The sequence below is a fragment of the Actinotignum schaalii genome, assembly GCF_028864145.1.
Classification (GTDB): domain Bacteria; phylum Actinomycetota; class Actinomycetes; order Actinomycetales; family Actinomycetaceae; genus Actinotignum; species Actinotignum schaalii_B.
Window position 1 is genome coordinate 1 of sequence record NZ_JARBHJ010000041.1, and the last position, 18381, is coordinate 18381.

General features: G+C 61.1%; 10 protein-coding genes. 9 read left to right on the top strand and 1 reads right to left on the bottom strand.

The window, feature by feature from the left end; genetic code table 11:
• Positions 1 to 22: 22 nt before the first annotated feature.
• Positions 23 to 2317 carry a choice-of-anchor M domain-containing protein gene (locus PWJ82_RS08370; RefSeq protein WP_274736205.1) on the bottom strand — a complete coding sequence of 765 codons (2295 nt, stop codon included), beginning with the start codon at positions 2315 to 2317 and terminating at the stop codon, positions 23 to 25.
• A gap of 124 nt (positions 2318 to 2441) precedes the next feature.
• Here PWJ82_RS08370 and PWJ82_RS08375 point away from each other — a divergent pair, with 124 nt between their 5' ends.
• The 9 genes from PWJ82_RS08375 to PWJ82_RS08415 all read left to right on the top strand — a co-directional run bounded on the left by PWJ82_RS08375 (position 2442) and on the right by PWJ82_RS08415 (position 18343).
• The gene (locus PWJ82_RS08375) at positions 2442 to 4283 is read left to right on the top strand and encodes a choice-of-anchor M domain-containing protein (RefSeq protein WP_274732915.1); all 1842 of its coding nucleotides are present in this window, start codon (positions 2442 to 2444) and stop codon (positions 4281 to 4283) included.
• Positions 4284 to 4376: 93 nt separating this feature from the next.
• The gene (locus PWJ82_RS08380; protein ID WP_016441914.1) at positions 4377 to 4931 is read left to right on the top strand and encodes an NADPH-dependent FMN reductase; all 555 of its coding nucleotides are present in this window, start codon (positions 4377 to 4379) and stop codon (positions 4929 to 4931) included.
• Between the two features lie 201 nt (positions 4932 to 5132).
• The gene (gene nrdF, locus PWJ82_RS08385) at positions 5133 to 6173 is read left to right on the top strand and encodes a class 1b ribonucleoside-diphosphate reductase subunit beta (protein ID WP_274732913.1); all 1041 of its coding nucleotides are present in this window, start codon (positions 5133 to 5135) and stop codon (positions 6171 to 6173) included.
• 677 nt (positions 6174 to 6850) lie between these two features.
• Positions 6851 to 12193, top strand: coding sequence for a Rib/alpha-like domain-containing protein (locus PWJ82_RS08390; protein ID WP_274736207.1), 5343 nt, complete (start codon positions 6851 to 6853; stop codon positions 12191 to 12193).
• Between the two features lie 212 nt (positions 12194 to 12405).
• Positions 12406 to 13518 carry a Fic family protein gene (locus tag PWJ82_RS08395; protein ID WP_274736209.1) on the top strand — a complete coding sequence of 371 codons (1113 nt, stop codon included), beginning with the start codon at positions 12406 to 12408 and terminating at the stop codon, positions 13516 to 13518.
• A gap of 100 nt (positions 13519 to 13618) precedes the next feature.
• Positions 13619 to 14299, top strand: coding sequence for a TetR/AcrR family transcriptional regulator (locus PWJ82_RS08400; RefSeq protein WP_274733002.1), 681 nt, complete (start codon positions 13619 to 13621; stop codon positions 14297 to 14299).
• A 12-nt stretch (positions 14300 to 14311) separates the two neighbouring features.
• Positions 14312 to 16090: an ABC transporter ATP-binding protein gene (locus PWJ82_RS08405; protein ID WP_274732909.1), complete on the top strand. Its 1779-nt coding sequence runs from the start codon at positions 14312 to 14314 to the stop codon at positions 16088 to 16090.
• Positions 16084 to 17778: an ABC transporter ATP-binding protein gene (locus PWJ82_RS08410; protein WP_274732907.1), complete on the top strand. Its 1695-nt coding sequence runs from the start codon at positions 16084 to 16086 to the stop codon at positions 17776 to 17778. Before PWJ82_RS08405 ends, PWJ82_RS08410 begins: the two co-directional genes overlap by 7 nt.
• A 190-nt stretch (positions 17779 to 17968) precedes the next feature.
• Positions 17969 to 18343 carry an SdpI family protein gene (locus PWJ82_RS08415; protein ID WP_274732906.1) on the top strand — a complete coding sequence of 125 codons (375 nt, stop codon included), beginning with the start codon at positions 17969 to 17971 and terminating at the stop codon, positions 18341 to 18343.
• Positions 18344 to 18381 lie beyond the last annotated feature (38 nt).

Sequence of the window (18381 nt, forward strand, 5' to 3'; positions counted from 1 at the left end):
CGTGTTTGATAAGGGGCCGAGTTTATAAACGGGCTATGTTATAAACCCAAACAATGAGGACGGGGGGGCCCGCCGTTTGGCCCCCCCCCGCGCCGAAATCTCCGGCCGGGGGCGGGGCGTCGTCGTACCACACCCGCAGCACGTACACGCCCGGCTGCGTGAAGGCCCAACCGGCGTGCTGATGTGTGGGATCGGGCAGGTCAAGAGCGGTGCGCGAGGTGTCGAAAAGCCGATCCACGTTCCCGAAGCCGCTCAGCGCGTAGGCGTGATACTGCGCGCCGGCCGGAATCGACTCCGGCTCCACATGGAAACGCGTGGGCTTGCGGTAGCTCTCCGTGGACCACCCGGGCCAAATATGCGAACGATCCCAGTTCTGGGGCAGCTGGTAGAGCCGCTCGCCCTCCGCGCCAAGGAAATCAAAAACCGCGCCCTTCGCCCGCGGCGACTTCGCCGAATCGGGCACCGCCAGCGCCACCGTGCTCACATCGCGCTGCACCGAGGTGGTGGCGTGCTCGAGGGTGTCGTCCTTGAGGGTGACGCCCGGGCCGCCTTCGCCCGGCACTGCCTGCAGATCCACGTGGCCGCGCCGCAAAATGGTGCGCGATGGGGCGGGCTTTGGTGCGGGAGCGCTAGGTGAAACGGAAGGTGTGGGCGCCGGCGCGGGCGGATTCGGCCCAGGATTCGGGCTAGGGTTCGGCGCAGGATTCGGACCCGGGTTCGGCCCGGGCTCAGGCTCCGGCGCCGGTTCAGGCTGCGGCCCGGGGGCCGGCTGGGTGCCGGTACCAATCGCGGGAGCCGCGGCGAGCCGCCCGGAATAGCTTTGCGGGGCGCTCAGATCCATGGTGCCAAAACGCACGTCCGCCGCCGCGCTCATATTCACTTCCGGATGCGGGTCAATGCTGAGCTTGAGATGGTAGCCCTCGCACCAGGAATCGCCCTGGGTCACGGTGGCCACACCGCGCGAATCCGTCACCATATTCACTTCGCAATCCGGGTACTTATCCTCCGCTTTCGCGTAGTAACCGCCGTGCACGTACGCGCGCACCTTCGGATCCGTGAAAGCAACCGAGGTGGTCACGTTTCCGGTAGCCGTCTTTTCCGTGCGCACCGTGTAATCGAAGGACGACGGCGTATATTCCCCGCCCGCCATAGCCGGCGCCGGGTCCTGCGAATGGGGCTCGGGCAGCTGAGTGGCGCTCTCCGAGGTGCTGGCCTCCGCATCGCCAAAGGTGTAGGAGACCGGGGCGGAAACCCAGCGGGCCCCGGTGGTGGCCTGAGCGCCGGGAGCCGAATTAGCTGCGCCGTCGGCCTTGGGCGCGTCGGCCGCGCCCTGCGTTCCCGGGGTGGCGGGCACGAAAACCGCCTGGAAATTCGAGGCGCCCGAGCCGATCATCTCCGCCCAGCGCGCCTTCCCCTTCTCCACCGGGACTTCGGCCAAGAAGTAACCATCCAGGAAGAACTGCACCTTCCCCGCCACCGTTTCCGAACCGGCATCGAAACGCAGCTCGGTGAGCTGGTCATCCGCATCATGCTCGCGGCCCTCATACGGGGCGAGGGAGAAACGGTAACCGGACGTATCCCCGGTGGGTGCGGCGTTGAACGCGGTAGCCAGATCGGGGCCCGCCTCCTTGGCCGGGCGGGTACCACCCACCTGCCACACAAACGGAATCTCCTGCGAGGCAATAATCTTGCCGTCCACCCCGCGCGCGATGGCGCGGTAGGTCAGGGTGTAGCGCCCCGGCTTGGTAAAAGCGGTCTCGTTATGGGTGTGGCTGCCGGGCACCAGGTAGGAGACCCGCCGCCCCGTCTCGTGGCTGGAGAACAGCGGGAGGTAGAGGTCCATATTGGTCATAAAGGCTTCCATGCGCCCCGGGCCGTCGAACTTGGTCAGCTCGAGGGCAAAGGTGCCGTTGCGGAATTGCTCCACCGGAATGCCGGCATCCGCACCGAAACCGGCCCAGATGGGGAAGGGACCGCTGGGCATACCCGGCGCGGAATACCAGCGCTCGGCCACCTTGCGCAGATGCCCGTAAGCCTCGTTATCCGGAGGTAGGAAAATGTACTGCTGCCCGCCCTGATTCGAGCCGGAGCGCGCGTAGCCGCGCCCCACCCAATTGACGGTCTTCTCCAGCGGATACAGCTCGTCATAGGCTTCGTTTTTCAGCACGAACGTACCGTTTTCCCAAAAAACCTTGGGGGCGTCAACATGCGCCGTCGTTGTGACAATCTTTCCGTCATCCGGGGCGGCCGCGGCGGCCGGAGCTATCCCGGCGGTGAGTGCGGCGGCGGCCAGGGCCGCGAGGAAGCGTCGTGCCATTCTGTCTCTTTCCGTTTCGGTGTGCGGCAGTCCGCGTGCGCGACAACCACATCACCCCTTATTGATAATCATTATTGTTATCAAATAGGCTAGGTGACGCAAGTACCGCAAGGAAAGGAAAGTCATGACAGCACTCACACGGCGTGCTGCGGCGGGGCTGGCGGGCGCCATGGCGGCGCTCCTGGCCGGGTGGGGAGCATTCCTTCCTGCCGCCCAGGCTGCACCGGCGCCGGCAGCGCCCGCGGGGGCGGGGGCCGGGCAGCCCACCGTTCTCACCTCCGGGCATATGGACCTCTTCAATATCGCCGCCGGAGCGGACGGCAGCATCTCCCTCAATCTCAAAGAGGATGCCACCGGCACCGGGGTGGAGCGCGCCCCTGAAGAAACCGTGGTCGGCGTGGTGGAGAAAACTTTTACTACCAAATCCGCAGTGGTTCCGCAGCTGGGTACACCCGGCTTTCTGCTCGACCAGGTGCAGCAGTACGGAATTGTATGGCCCGGCTGGGATTCCGGGGCGGCGCGCCAGCTGGGCGGCACCGCGGTACGTTTCGTGGTGGAGCAACTCGAAGGCCCCGGCAAGGTCTTCCTGTGGGAAACGAATTTCGCCACCCTCAATCCGATTTTGCGCGACGCTGCCGGCGCTCCGAGCTTCCAGATGGTGCCGGGCAGTGTGATCGCCCAGTCCGAACCCGCGCACCAGCACGCGAATTGGCTCTTCTCCGCGCCCGGCACCTACCGCATGACGGTGCGGGCCGAAGTGGATACCCCCGGCGGTACCCTCACCTCGTCCGCCCGCACGTACACCTGGGCGGTGGGCGACGCCGCGATTGCGGCCGCTCAGGGTCACGATAACGGTGGCCCCGGTAGCGGTTCCGATAGTGGGAACGACGGCGCCGCTGGCGCGCCGGGCGATTCATCTACTCCGGACGGCGGAACCGCACCGGAAGCTGGCGCCGGGGGAAGCGGTGCGGCTCCGAGTGGCACCCCGACCGGTGGAGTTAATGGTGCGAACGGTGGGAACAGTGCCAATGGCGCGAACGGCGCGGGCGGTGCGAACGGTGCCCCGGCACCGGGCGGCGGCGCTACGCAGGCACCCTCGGGCCAGGCGCCCGCGGCTCAAGCGCCCCAATCTCCGGCCGGCCAAGCAGCGCAAGCGCCCGCCGCGCCGGTCTGCATCCCCACCCCGGTGGAGCGTGCCGCGAGCGGCGGTGCCAGCGGCTCGCATACGATCCCGGCCAATACCCACGTGCATCCCAATTGGGTCTTCACCCAGCCGGGTACCTACACGGTGGGCCTGGCCTTGAACGCCACCGCGAAAGACGGCACCCGCCTATCAACCACCACCACCCTGACTTTCAACGTCGGGGGAAGTGGCACCGCCAATAGCGGCCATTACGACCTGGGCGCGGTGGTGGACGGCGGGCAGCTGCGCGCCGCCGTCAAGGACGATAATTCCGGGCAGTGGCTCGATCCGGCTTCCCTGAGCTTCGGCTTGGGGGAGGCCGCGGCCACCACCGCGCCGGCCGGCATCGATTTCGTGGCCGGCGCCGGCGAGCGCATCTACATGATTTCCTCCAGCCAGGTCTCCGGAGTGCCGTGGCTGGGTGCGAATACCCAGCATCCCAGCTTCCGCGAAGCGACCACCGGCGAGCTCACCCTGAGCGTCACCAGCGTTTCCGGGCCCGGCAAGATGGCCGTTTTCGAATCGGGGACCTTCGGACAGCTGGTGGGCCAGCAGTGGTTCGGTTCCAGCGGCGGTGGCACCGAAACGGTGTGGGAAGGCCGCACTGCCGATGGTCAGCCTTGCGAGCTATCGCCCGAGCAAATCGCCCAGCTGGAACGTGAAGGTAAGAAACTCGGGAATAACCTTGCCCATTCCGGTTCCGAGGTTATCGACCCCCTCGCGGTTACCCTGGCCCTCCTCTGCGTGGGTGGGGTGGTGCTCTACACCCGCAAGCGGGCCTAGCCTATGATGGTGGCAGCGTCCGCTTCGGCGCCTGTGGCGGCGGCCGGGCGCGGCACACCCAGTCAAGATACGAGTGAAAAGCGCGGGATACTTATGAAGATTTCAATTCTGGTGGGTAGTTTGCGGCGCGGTTCCTACGCGCGCAAAATTGCGAGCGAAGTGGCCGGCTATTTCCCCGAGGGTTACGAGGTGGAGATTGTGGAGATCGGTCACCTGCCGCTCTACAACTTCGATTACGACGACGCAGCTGTGACGGACGTACCCCTGCCCGAAAGCTACACCAGCTTCCGGGAAACCATTAAGGCCAGCGATGGCATCCTCTTCGTCACGCCGGAAAATAATCGCACCGTGCCGGCTTGCCTGAAGAACGCCGTGGACATCGGCTCCAAGCCCAATAGTGATGTGGCCTGGAAGAATAAGCCGGCCGGCATTATTAGCCATTCGGTGGGGCGCATGGGCGGCTACAGCTCGCAGAAGAACCTGCGCCTGGCCCTCTCCTACTTCGATATGCCCATGCCCGGGCAGCCCGAAGTGTTCCTGGGGCGCTCCCCGGAACTCTTTGATGAGTCCGGCAAGCTGAAGTCCGATACCGCGGACTTCGTGCGCGGCTATATTGATCGCTTCGTGGCCCTCGTCGAGAAGAAGTAACTCGCGCGAATCGCGTATGCACCCCCGAGTTGGCGTCTAGCCGGCTCGGGGGTGTTTTTCGTAGCCGGAATGCTGGTGGGGAAGGCGCGGCGTCGTCGTTATGACACACACCACTACGGCGAGCCTTAAGTCCTAGGCGCCCGCAATGCGACACTATATCTAGTGGTCGAAATTTAGGTGACCACAATATCTAGTGTTTTGATGAAAATTGGAGAAGTCATGAGCTCACCCGATGGACGGCATTACACCCTGCGTTCTTTCATGCCGCCGCAGTACATCCAGCATCCCGAGGGGCCCTTCCGGCCGATCAACTGGAATTACGTCCCGGAGGAGAAGGACTTGGAGGTGTGGCGCCGGCTCACCGCAAATTTCTGGCTGCCGGAAAAGGTGCCGCTCTCCAATGACCTGCCCTCCTGGCAGCGCATGAACGAGGTGGAGCAAACCCTCGTGATGCGGGTGTTTACCGGTTTGACGCTGCTGGATACCGTGCAGGCAAGTATTGGTGAAATTAGTCAGATTCAGGACGCACACACCGAACATGAGCAGGCTGTCTACGCCAATATTGCTTTTATGCAGGCGGTGCACGCGCGTTCGTATTCCTCGATTTTCTCCACCCTGGCCTCGAGCACCCAGATCGAGGAAGCCTATACCTGGGCCGTGGATAATCCGTTGCTTCAGCAGCGCGCCAAGGCGGTGCTTGAGCACTACGTGGGTGACGACCCGCTCAAGCGCAAGGTCTCCTCCACACTGCTTTCCTCCCTGCTGCTGTACGCCGGGTTCTTCCTGCCCCTCTACCTCTCCTGCCGCGGCAAGCTCATGAATACGGCGGATCTCATTCGTCTTATCCTGCGCGATAAGGCGGTGCACGGGTACTACTCCGGCTACAAATACCAGCGTGGGCTGGAGGAGTGCAGCGAAGCGCGGCGTGCGGAAATGGAGGAATTCACTTTCGAGCTGCTCGAGAAGCTCTACCAGATGGAACTCGACTATTCAGGTGAACTTTACGAGCCTGTGGGCCTGATGGACGACGTCGCAATTTTCGTTCGCTACAACGCCAATAAGGCGCTTATGAACCTGGGCTACCCGGCACGCTTCAGCGGTGAAGAAACGCAGGTGAGCCCGGAGATCCTCACCGCACTTTCCCCGGCCGCGGATGAAAACCACGATTTCTTCTCCGGCTCGGGCTCCTCCTACATCATTGGAGAATCGGAAGATACCACCGACGACGATTGGGATTTCTAAAGTAGTCCAAAGGTCCTGACCCTTGGCGTGATCATCGGGGCGGTTGCCTGCGCATGTGCTGCGCGCGGGTGGCCGCCCTGAAAAAACGAGAGATTGGGTACATTTCCCGAGGTGATGCCCCTGGTAGGAGCCGCGGCGGCACATAAGTATGCAGGTGGCGGGGCGCGGTGTGAGATGGGAATTGCTTCGCGCGCTCCCGTTTTTTCGCCCCGGTGGTACGGGACTTTAGTGCCGGCCGAGTGGTGTGGGTGGAGATTGAAGGCCCGTGCTGTTACCGGAAAGTATTATTATTCACGCCGGTGCGGGCGGCATTATGGCGAGGTGGACGCGCGGCCGCGCCGCCGAAAAGCGGCGAGGTAGGTATGGGTGCAGCGAGGGGCCCGGCTCAAAACCGCAACGTGCCGCGAGTTAATACTTAGTAAACAACTCTGAAACGGCGTGATGAAAAGTTAGTTATCTTCGCGAGAGAAGTGCGTGTTGCTACGTGGTTTATATAACCTTTTGTGCTGAATAATTGAATACGGCTTCTTGTGTTAGGCTCGGAAACTGTTTAGGCGATTTAGCGGACCGGGTCAGCTGGATTGCGGGGGGGGGGTGCTCCAGTGCTGCCCTCTCACAATGCACACGCTCGTAGCGATCTCACCCTAACAATCCATATCCCTACTAATGGAGAAATAATGTCCCAACACACGGAGTCGACTCAGTCGGCGCCCGGAGTCTCCGCGTCTGTGTCCCGCAAGGGTGGGCATCGTCGTCGCACGAAAGTGTGGGCCGGTCTCACCGCCGCGGCGCTCATGACGACGTTTGCTTCGGGATTCGCTTACGCTGCACCGCAAGGGAATTCCGGTGCAGCGCCAACTGCTCCCGCAGCACAGTGCCCGACGTATGTCGGTGACACCGCTGTCGAAGCAGGCGCGAACCAACCTGGCGCTAACCGACCGGATATTCCTTTCAAGCAAGATGTCATTATCGAAGCCGATGCTTTCAAGACCGGCTGGATTAAGAGCACAACAGATGCCAGTAACGCCAAGAACACGCTCTCTGGGCGCGCGTTCTTCGGTGGCGTTGGCACGCCGGCAACCACCTCCAATGGCGCGACCCCGGTTCCGGATGGAACCAAGGTGTATCTCCAGTGGCGTGACACCGACGGCGCAGCCTCCCCGATTTACTCCACCACCGTCAAGACGATTGACGAGAGCGACGGCAGCCAGATCGGCCCCGGCGCCTACGCTTTCGATCTGCGTACGCCCTGGGTGGATAACACCGGAAAACAGCATCTTTACAAGGCTGTTGCTGGCCAGTATTACCGCCTGTGGATCAATGATTTCACCAACCCGGCCGGTAACCCTGTCACCATGGTGCGCCAGGCTGGCGGTTTCTTCCCGGGCGCTTTCGTCAACAGCGTGACGGCTAATAATCTTGGCCAGTTCCCGCTCATCGGTACCAATATGCAGCGTACCGCGGTGTTCATGTACACCGATCCGAATGATTACCTCACCCGCCCGAAGAACGAGTGGATTCACGACGATAAGGGCGCGCTGCCCGATCCGGCCGTAACCCTCTCCACCCGGGATTCCGTTTCTGGCAAGGTATGGTTCGAATCTGGAGCGGGCGATCTTGCCAACTCCGCAACCGGTCCGAATTTCAACTCCTCCGGCGACGTGGTAGCCCCCGGCTACACGGTGGTGCTCTCGCAGCTGACCCCCGCGGGCAAGGCCGCGCTGCAGGAACTGCGTAATGCCACCCCGTCCGTCAATGACCGCGAGGTCAAGGTCCGTGACATGCTCACCGAGCACCCCGATTACATCGAGGGCACCTACACGGCCACCACGAACGAAAAGGGTATGTACACGATCCGCCTGCCGAAGAACGCCGGTGCGGACGTGGACCGTATTTACATGTATGTGCTGGACCCGAACGGACGGGTAGTCCCGAACTACTCTTCCTTCATGCGCCAGACATTCAATATGTTCAACTCGCATGCTTCGTGGACTCCGCAGACCTCCGCCGCAGTGAACCTGATTACCAATAACTGGTACAACGTCAACCTGGCGCTGGTTCTCAGTGTGCAGGTGGAACTGGATATCACGAACTTCGATGCCCAGGAAAACTACGCGCTGCCGGGTCAGACCGCTGAAATCAAGCTCACCGGCAAGGCGCTTTCCCCGCTTTCCAACCGGATCGAGTGGACCGATTCCAAGGGCAAGGTTGTTCAAACTAATGGCGACCTGAAGAAGCTCAGCGATGCCAAGAAGGCTTTCTACACCGTTCCGGAGAACGCGAAGGACGGCGAAATCTACACGGCAACTCTTTACGCTGCCGATAACGCTGTTTCTTCCGATTCGTTCATCGTGCGCGCACTTCCGGTGAAGTACGACCCCGTCCAGGTGAAGAAGACGCAGAGCGCAAAGAGCAAGGCTCCCTACGCAACGCGAGAAGCCAAGGGCTTTACGCAGATTGGTAACAACAAGTACCAGCTACCCGCCGATGCTACCTACGAGCTGGGCGAAGGTGCGAAGTCCTGGGCGAGCGTGGATCCGGCCACCGGTCTGGTGACCGTCAATCCCGGCGCGGATGTTGCTCCGTGTGATTATCGTATCCCGGTGGTTGCTACCGTGACCGATCCGCTCAACTCCAAGAACAAGCTCAAGCTGAAGACCTGGGTTCCGGTCAAGGTGTTGGCGCAAATCACCGATACTTACGATCCGAATTACAAGCAGGACAACACCGTCGAGGCGGGGCAGACCATTGAGGTCCCGGCTCCCACCTTCGATAAGCTCGCTACCAAGAAGGTCGAAACGGATCCCGCTCCGACCGAAAAGGGCAAGAAGACCACCTTCAAGCTCGGCGACAACTCCCCGATTACCGCCACGGTTAACCCCGAAACCGGCGCCATTACGGTGACCCCGGCCGCGGGTACCGCAGCTGGCCCCTACGAGGTTCCGGTTGTCGTCACCTACCCGGATGGCAGCACCGATACCGTCAAGGTTCCGGTAACCGTCACCACCCCGGCCCCGGTCGATACTGACCGCGACGGTGTGAACGACGACGCAGACCAGTGCCCCACCATCGCCGGCCCGGCTTCCAATAATGGTTGCCCGGCGTGGAACAATGGCGAAGGCAAGCCCGGCACGGACGTGACGCTCACGAAGGACCCGAAGAACGGCCCGATCCCGACGACCGCCACCTGCGAAGCGGGTAACGGTGCCACGTGCACCATCGGCACCGATGGCAACGTCGTCGTCAAGATTCCGGCGGGCGCAACCCCCGGCACCGACATTCCGGTGACCATCAAGAATGACGGTAAGACTCTCCACACACCCAAGGTGACGGTTACGGCCCCGGATCCGGTTCCGAACCCGGATACCGATAACGACGGTGTGAACGACGACGCGGATCAGTGCCCGACTATCGCTGGCCCGGCTTCCAATAATGGTTGCCCGGCGTGGAACGACGGCGAAGGTAAGCCCGGTGCGGATGTGACGCTGACGAAGGACCCGGCCAACGGCCAGATCCCGGCTTCGGCCACCTGCGAAGCGGGTAACGGTGCCACGTGCACCATCGGCACCGATGGCAATATCACCGTCAAGGTTCCGGAGGGCGCGACCCCCGGCACCGACATTCCGGTGACCGTCAAGGACGGCGGCAAGACGCTGGACACCTCCAAGGTGACTGTGATTGCCCCGAATAACCCGGCCTGGAATGACACGACCACCAAGCCGACCGAACCTGCCCAGCTGCCCAATGCGGGCGGCCCGGTTCCGGCTGGCTCCACTGTTGAGGTGACCGGTCCGGGTACCGCGAAGCTCAACGAGGACGGCTCGATTACGGTCACTCCGAACGCGAACGCGAAGGATAAGGACCAGATCGTTGTCAAGGTCAAGGACCCCAATGGCAAGGACCTGGATACGGCTACCGTGACCATTGCTGATCCGGATCCCGATCGGGACGGCGTGTCCGGAGATGCCGATCAGTGCCCGACCATTGCCGGCCCGGCGTCCAATAATGGTTGCCCGGCGTGGAACGATGGCGAAGGTAAGCCCGGTACCGATGTGACGCTGACGAAGGACCCGGCGAACGGCCAGATTCCGACGACCGCGACCTGCGAAGCGGGTAACGGTGCTACGTGCACCATCGGTACAGATGGCAACGTCGTCGTCAAGATTCCGGCGGGCGCAACCCCCGGCACCGAAATTCCGGTGACCATTAAGGACGGCGACAAGGTCCTCGACAAGTCCAAGGTGACCGTCACGGCGCCTGCCCCGGTTCCGAACCCGGATGGCGATAATGACGGCGTGCCCGATGCTCAGGATCAATGCCCGACTATCGCTGGCCCGGCTTCCAATAATGGTTGCCCGGCGTGGAACGACGGCGAAGGTAAGCCCGGCGCGGATGTGACGCTCACGAAGGACCCGGCGAACGGCCCGATCCCGGCTTCGGCCACCTGCGAAGCGACCGGCGGTGCTACGTGCACCATCGGCACCGATGGCAATGTTGTGGTCAAGGTACCCGCGGGTGCTAAGGACAAGTCCGAGATCACTGTGACCATCAAGGATGGTGACAAGGTCCTCGATACCTCCAAGGTGACCGTCAAGGATCCGGATACCGACGGCGATGGCCTGACCGATTCCGAAGAGGAAAAGATCGGCACCGACCCGAACAACCCGGATACTGACGGCGACGGCATCAACGACGGCGACGAAGTCAATGGCACCAAGAACCCGTTCAAGGACGATAAGTTCAATAAGGACGGCAAGCCTGGTAACACTAACCCGCTCAACCCGGACACCGATGGTGACGGCGTGAATGACGGCGACGAAGTTACCGGCAAGAACAACGGTGGCAAGCCGACCAACCCGAATAAGGCCGATACCGATGGCGATGGCGTCACCGACGCTGACGAAATCAAGGACGGCACGGACCCGAACAATGCTGACACCGATGGTGACGGCGTGAACGACGGCGACGAAAAGAAGGACGGGACCGATCCGAAGAACCCGGATACCGACGGAGATGGTGTTTCTGATGGTCGCGAAAAGGACCTGGGTACCGATCCGAAGAACCCGGATACCGATGGTGACGGTCTGACCGACGGTGAGGAAGTTGGCACTGACATTGACGAGAACGGCAAGCCGGCTCGCAATGAAGATGGCACCCCGAAGGTCGATGACTCCAAGGCCACGAAGACCGATCCGAAGAACCCCGATACTGACGGTGATGGACTCACCGACGGTGAGGAAAAGAAGATCGGTACTGATCCGAAGAACCCGGATACTGACGGCGACGGCATCAACGACGGTGACGAGGTCAATGGCACCAAGAACCCGTTCAAGGACGATAAGTTCAATAAGGACGGCAAGCCTGGTAACACCAACCCGCTCAACCCGGATACCGATGGTGACGGACTCACCGATGGTGACGAAGTGACCGGTGCTAAGAACGGTGGCAAGCCGACCAACCCGAACAAGGCCGATACTGATGGTGACGGCGTGAATGACGGCGACGAGATTGCCAATGGCACCGATCCGAATAAGGGCGACACCGATGGTGACGGTCTGACGGATGGTGAAGAAAAGGCGATCGGTACTGATCCGAAGAACCCGGACACCGATGGTGACGGGCTCACGGATGGCGACGAGGTCAATGGCACCAAGAACCCGTTCCAGGATGATAAGTTCAATAAGGACGGCAAGCCTGGTAATACCAACCCGCTCAACCCGGATACCGATGGTGACGGACTCACCGATGGTGACGAAGTGACCGGTGCTAAGAACGGTGGCAAGCCGACCAATCCGAATAAGGCCGATACTGATGGTGACGGTATCAACGACGGTGACGAAATTAAGAACGGCACCGACCCGTTGAACCCGAACGATCCGGGCAAGGCCGCACCGAAGACCAAGAAGGTCAAGAAGGCCAAGGGCCTGACCGCGACCGGTGCCGATGTGGCATCGCTGGTAGTCTTCGCTCTGCTGGCTGCCGGTGCGGGTAGCGTGGCGATTCGCCGCCGCAAGAAGTAACACTCAGTTGCTGAGGTAGCTGAAAGCTACCCAAGCAGCCGCGTGGCTGCGGAAGTTTCCAATGGGTTACGGAAGCAGCCGCAGGGCTAACGCAAGGGGCCGCTCCTGAAATATCGGGGGCGGCCCCTTTGCGTGCGCGGCGCGTAGTCCTGCTATGCAGTTTCTCGGCGTGTGGATCGGTGGCGGGAATGACGCTTCGATAGCATCGGGAGATGAGCGGTTACGAACCACCTCTGCGCATAACACCTGCCTGCGACGCGCTGGTCGGCCAGGTCTGCAACCTTGTTGAAAAACTGGAACGCCCAGGTGGCGATGGGAAATTTTGGCTGGATTCTTTGGGAGAGCTTGGGCGGCGTGAGAACCGCATTCGCGCAATCCACGCCACCCTCGCCATTGAGGGGAATACCTTGTCGCTGGAGACCGTTCGGGCCATTCTTGGCGGTGAATCTACCGCGGACGTGACAGCTCAGGTTCTTGAGGTGTATAACGCCGGCCGTGCATATGACCTGCTCTCCGAACTTGATCCGATGTCAGTGCGGAATGTGCTGCGCGCGCACGGAACCATGATGAGAGGGCTGGTTCCCGAGAGCGGGCGTTTCCGCTCTGGCGGTGTGGGGGTCTTTGCGGGGAACGTGGTTGTGCACGCAGCACCGCCAGCGGATCTGGTCCCGCAGCATATTTCAGATTTGCTTAGGTGGTACCAGGAGTCGAACTTGCATCCGCTTATTAAAAGCGCGGTCTTCCATTATGAATTTGAATTCATCCACCCTTTCGCTGACGGCAACGGGCGTGTGGGGCGTCTGTGGCATTCCCTGCTGCTCGGGCAATGGAAGGAGCTCCTCTTCTGGCTTCCTGTTGAGGAACTTATTCAATCGCGGCAACAGGATTATTACCGGGCTTTCGTTGTTGCGGGTAAGGAAGGGGATAGCTCGAATTTTGTTGAGCTTATGCTGGAGATAATCCGCGATTCTCTGACCGAGGTTGACGTACTTGGTCGGTCGTCCGACCAAGATACCGACCAAGATACCGACCAAGATACCGACCAAGATACCGACCAAGATACCGACCAAGATACCGACCAAGATACCGACCAAGATACCGACCAAGATGGCGCGGTGCACGATTGGAAAATCCAACAACTTCTTTCCGTACTGTCGGATAAGACGCTTTCTGCCGCTGAAATTATGGATCTTCTTGGATTGTCACATCGTGGGTCATTCCGCGAAGGTTACTTGATGCCCGCTTTACGCCTCGGGCTTATTGAACGCACAATTCCGGACAAGCCGACCAGCCGAAATCAAAGATACCGAAAGTCTCGCTCCTAGGTCTGTGCTTCGGATACTCCTCTGTGGTGAAACCTCTTGCCGCACTGTCTCTGCCGAGCTATCCTGATCGCATAACAGTGTTATGTGAGATGGGGTTGTGATGGTGGCACGCGGAAATGGCTCAACGCGGGAGCGGATCCTTGCCGCGGCTTTGCGGAATTTTTCCGAGCACGGCTATGAGGCGGCCAGCTTGCGCGTGATTGCCAAAGAAGCCAATGTCACCACGGGCGCCCTATACACCCATTTTGATAATAAACAAGCCTTGTTTGCGGCTCTCGTGGAACCCTGCTGCCAGGAATTACGCCAGCGGCACCGCGAAGGCATTATGCGCGGTCTTGCCCTCACGGAAAAGTCCCTCACGGAAAATCCGCTTGCCGAAAAGGCTCGCCTGGAAGAACTGCGGCAGAGCGGTAGCAGCACCGGTGAGGATCTCGGTAGCAGTATCACGGAGTGGATGATCGATTACGTCTATGACCACCTCGCCGTATTTCAGTTAGTTCTGTGGGGATCCGCGGGCACTCCCTATCAGAGCTTCGTAGCTGACCTGGCAGAATATGAAGCCCGCCTATATATCGAGCTCGGCCCAGGGGATGCGGTATGGCCCGCCTTCGCGCAGGTCATGTGTGAAACCGGCTGGTACGGCTTCTTTGGTGCCCTCAGGCAAGGTCTCAACCGTGAGAACGCCAAAAAATACTTGGGCTTACTTCAGAGATTCCGGGAAGCCGGGTGGCGGAGCCTCTTGGAAGATCCGGTATATTCCGGCACGCATGCGCTCGGGTAGAAAGAAGATCCCATGTCTCACCATCAAGGGAACAACACAGCCCGCACCCGCGAGCCGAGTACCTGGCAGCTGGTAGCCCCCGTGCGCACATCAATGCTTGTCTCCTTTATTATCGCCGGGATCGGATCCGGTGCTTCGGTCATTCCTTATATCGCATTAGTTGGTCTGGCTGATGACTGGCTCGGTGACCGCGGCACGGCACGTATCTGGTGGTGGTTGGGGCTCACCCTGGTGGGCTTACTGGTACACCACATCTGTTACAACTGGGCAGTTGGTATCACCCATATCAGCGAAGCAGGGCTGCGGCATCGGTTGCGCCGTCGTATCATCACACATTTAGGCGCCTTACCCCTGGGCCTGGTGCGGCGGCTGGGCCCCGGTGAAATCCGGAAAATCGTGGTCGATGACACCAGCGCCATTCATACCCTGGTTGCCCATGCCAGCGCCGAACTTGCCAGCGCGCTCGTGGCGCCGCTGGTGGGCGGCATTTACCTGTGCGTGCTCGACTGGCAGCTGGCGTTCCTCCTGGGCGGAGTATTTATTGTTGCCGTTGGCCTGGCGATGGGGATTGCTTTCCGTGGCGGGGATCAAGCCGTTAAAGATTACGACGTCGCCCAACGGAAACTCGCGGACGCGACCGTGGAGCTCGTCGATGGCATAAAAGAAATCAAAAACTATCAACTCCCCGCCACCGGAGTCGGCGGGCGCTTCACCACGGCGCGGGAAGAAAACTCCGATGCCTCCTTCCGCTGGCTGGCCGGGGCCGGCAAAGGAATCGCGGTGGTATCCGCATTGAGTCAGCCGGGCGTGATCCTCGCGTGGAGCGCCCCGCTCATCTGCTGGTTTGTGTGGAGTGGCTGGATCTCGCCCGCGAGTAGCCTGGCTTTCTTCACCATTTGGCTCGGGCTTCCCGCGGGCCTGGGGCAACTTATGACGCTCACCCAGAATCTGCAAGGCTCGCTGCGGGCTGGGGAAGATACAGCAGCGTTGCTGGCTGAAAAACCGCAGGAAGTGGGGGAGTACCAGGCTCCTGCCCCGGCTGCGGCCGCCCCGTCGGCTTCTGCCCCGGAACTACGTTTCCAGAATGTGTCCTTCGGTTATGCTCCGGGCCGCCCGGTTCTGCACGATATTAGTTTCACTCTCCCGCCCGGAACCTTGACCGCCGTGGTCGGGCCCTCGGGAGCGGGGAAAACGACCATCGGCGCGCTCGCGGCACGTTTTTGGGATCCGGAAAGCGGCTGCATTACCCTCGGCGGGCACGACCTGCGCGAATACAGCCGCGCGGGGCTCTACAGCCAGGTCGGCACAGTATTTCAAGATGTGTCCCTAGCCGCGGTGAGCGTGCGGGATAACCTCCTGCTCGGCAACCGGGAGGCTACCGATGCACAGATACAGGCAGCTGCGGCCCGCGCGCATATCGCCGAACGGATCGCTGCGCTCCCGGCCGGGTATGACACGATCCTGGGGGAGGCCGCAGTTCTTTCCGGCGGTGAGGCGCAGCGCTTGAGTATCGCCCGCACGCTGTTGGCGGATCCCCCGCTCCTCATACTGGATGAAGCAAGCGCACACCAAGATACCCGTACCGCGCAGGCGCTGCACCAGGTCATCGCGGCGCGGCGCGGGCATAGCTCCACCTTGGTGATCGCCCACCGGCTAAGCGGCCTCGCCCAAGCCGACCAGATTTTGGTGCTCGCGGGCGGGCGGATCGTGCAATCCGGCCGCCACGAAGAACTCGCGGCCACCGCGGGCCTGTACCGCGAGATGCTGAAAGAGCAGGGAATCTTATGCTGAAAATGCTCACGGCCATGCGCACCGTAGTGGATGTGCACCAAATAAAAATCCTAATCGGGGCCTACACCGCGGCCGCGGTAGCCCAGGGCATCACCTTAGCGATGCTCATCGGGTTCCTTCGGGCACTGCTCACCGAAGGTGGCGTTGGCGGCGGCGCGCCGGCCGATGGGCAGCTATCCTCCTGGCTCCTTGCGATATGCATCAGCGGCGCCATCACATTTTTCCTCTACGTGGTCACGATGAGCTGGTCCTACCGGGTGAGCGTGTACACGATCTGCGACGAGCTCATGAAGAAAATCGGTGCGGCGGTAGTACGGCTCCCGGTTGGGTGGTTCACCCCATCCCGCCGCACCGCGGTCATAAATGCCACCTCGAAAGACGTCAACACCCTCTCCCACTTGGCTTCCCTGGTATTTCCCGCGGTGATCTCGGGGGTGGTGGTTCCCTTCGTTATGGCCGTGGTGGTCACGATGGTGGAATGGCGCCTCGGGATGGTCCTCGCGGTGACCAGTATTGGATTGTGGTTCATCTGGGGCTGGATGCACCGGGCGGTGCGCGAAGCCCAAGCCAGCGAAGCCCGGCTCTCACGCAGGGTAGCCGGGCGGATTATCGAATTCGCGAAACTCCAACAAATCCTGCGCGGCAGCGGGCAAACGCAATGGCAGCCCCTGGATGAGGCTCTTGTGGCGGAGTCCACCGGAATCCTGAGGACACTGCGCAGTCAAAGCCGCCCGGCCTCCGCGTTCCTCCTGCTAGTCGAGCTGGCTTTCGCCGTATGCCTGGGCTGGAGCGGAGCCCTGGTGGTTGGTGGCGATATGGACTTTCTGAGTTTCCTGGCCATCGCCGTGGTTCTGACCCGTATTAATCTGCCGCTCTCGCAATCAGTTTTATACTCCACGGCTCTTACAGATTCCATGCAAGCTCTCGAACGGGTGCATGAAATTATCGCGGCTGCCGAGGAACAGCCCAATATCACGACTGTCGCCACGCCTGCGAGCGTGGACCCGGATGTACCTGCGAATACGGATCCGGGCGCGCTCGCGGATAGCACCATCGAGTTTTCCGGGGTGACCTTCGGATACGATCCGCGCTACCCCGTGCTGTGTGATCTCAACTTGAAAGCACCGGCCGGGAAGGTAACCGCCCTTGTTGGCACCTCCGGTACCGGTAAAACTACTGCGTTGGCTTTGGCCGCCGGTTTTTGGCAGCCGCAAAGCGGAACCATCACGCTCGGCGGGCGCGATATTCACGAATGCCAGCCCATGCGCCACATCGCAATGGTGTTCCAGGACGTTTACCTCTTCAGCGGGTCCATCCGGGAAAACTTGACGCTGGCCAAGCCGGATGCCACAGAGGAGGAAATCCTCACGGCGGTAAGTCAGGCCGGGCTGGATTCAGTTATTGAGCGGCTGCCCGCAGGTCTGGACACCCAGGTCGGGCCGGGTGGGAATGCGCTTTCCGGCGGGGAGAAACAACGCGTTGCCATCGCCCGAGCTTTCCTCAAGGACAGCCCGATCCTCCTCCTCGACGAAATTACCTCCGCGCTGGATAGCATCACCGAAGCAGTCATCGGCGAAGCGATACGGCGCCTCGCCGTGGGCCGCACGGTACTCATGGTTGCTCACCGCCCCTCCACAATTGCGTGGGCGGACCAAGTGGTCGATTTTTCGCAGCTCGCGGCACGCTGAATTCAGATGTTTTCGGCATCGCAGCGCGCCCAGTGGGAAGCACCCTGTCAAAATTTCCGACAGCTTCTATCTGGCGCGAATTCGAGTTGGGTACTGGTACGACGACGCTGCCACTCAGTAAACTTGCCCCTGGGAAAACACCGTTCACTGAGAAGATCACCAGCAACGAAGCTGGATGATGGGAGGGCCAATGACCTGGCAGATCGCGGTAGTGATAGTGGGTACGTTATGGGGTTCTGCGCTGTTGAGCGGCTGGCTTGCCTATGCTTCCCGTAAAAAGACCCTGAAGCTTAACGAACTCATCGGGTACCGAACCGACATCATCATGACGAATCAGGAAACGTGGCAGGAAGCGCATGCCGCAGCCTGGCCGTGGACGGCCGCCGCCACAGCATGCCTGGTCCTCAGCGGTTTCGCAGTATTCCTCCCTCTTTCTGACGGGGTGCTCGCCGCGATCATCATCCTCAGCATGGTGGTGCTGCTCGCCTGCATGGGCTTGTCAAGTTTTTTGTGTAAATGGTTTTATTTAGTTGGTTGGGAATCGGTCCGGGTAGTGAAGGGATAACTCGCCCAGTACTTTCTGCCAGCCCTGCACGCCTTGTC

Coding starts and splice junctions, on each gene's coding strand:
- PWJ82_RS08370 (WP_274736205.1), bottom strand. CDS start 2,317: ATGGCACGACGCTTCCTCGCGGCCCTGGCCGCCGCCGCACTCACCGCC.
- PWJ82_RS08375 (WP_274732915.1), top strand. CDS start 2,442: ATGACAGCACTCACACGGCGTGCTGCGGCGGGGCTGGCGGGCGCCATG.
- PWJ82_RS08380 (WP_016441914.1), top strand. CDS start 4,377: ATGAAGATTTCAATTCTGGTGGGTAGTTTGCGGCGCGGTTCCTACGCG.
- nrdF (WP_274732913.1), top strand. CDS start 5,133: ATGAAAATTGGAGAAGTCATGAGCTCACCCGATGGACGGCATTACACC.
- PWJ82_RS08390 (WP_274736207.1), top strand. CDS start 6,851: ATGTCCCAACACACGGAGTCGACTCAGTCGGCGCCCGGAGTCTCCGCG.
- PWJ82_RS08395 (WP_274736209.1), top strand. CDS start 12,406: ATGAGCGGTTACGAACCACCTCTGCGCATAACACCTGCCTGCGACGCG.
- PWJ82_RS08400 (WP_274733002.1), top strand. CDS start 13,619: ATGGTGGCACGCGGAAATGGCTCAACGCGGGAGCGGATCCTTGCCGCG.
- PWJ82_RS08405 (WP_274732909.1), top strand. CDS start 14,312: ATGTCTCACCATCAAGGGAACAACACAGCCCGCACCCGCGAGCCGAGT.
- PWJ82_RS08410 (WP_274732907.1), top strand. CDS start 16,084: ATGCTGAAAATGCTCACGGCCATGCGCACCGTAGTGGATGTGCACCAA.
- PWJ82_RS08415 (WP_274732906.1), top strand. CDS start 17,969: ATGACCTGGCAGATCGCGGTAGTGATAGTGGGTACGTTATGGGGTTCT.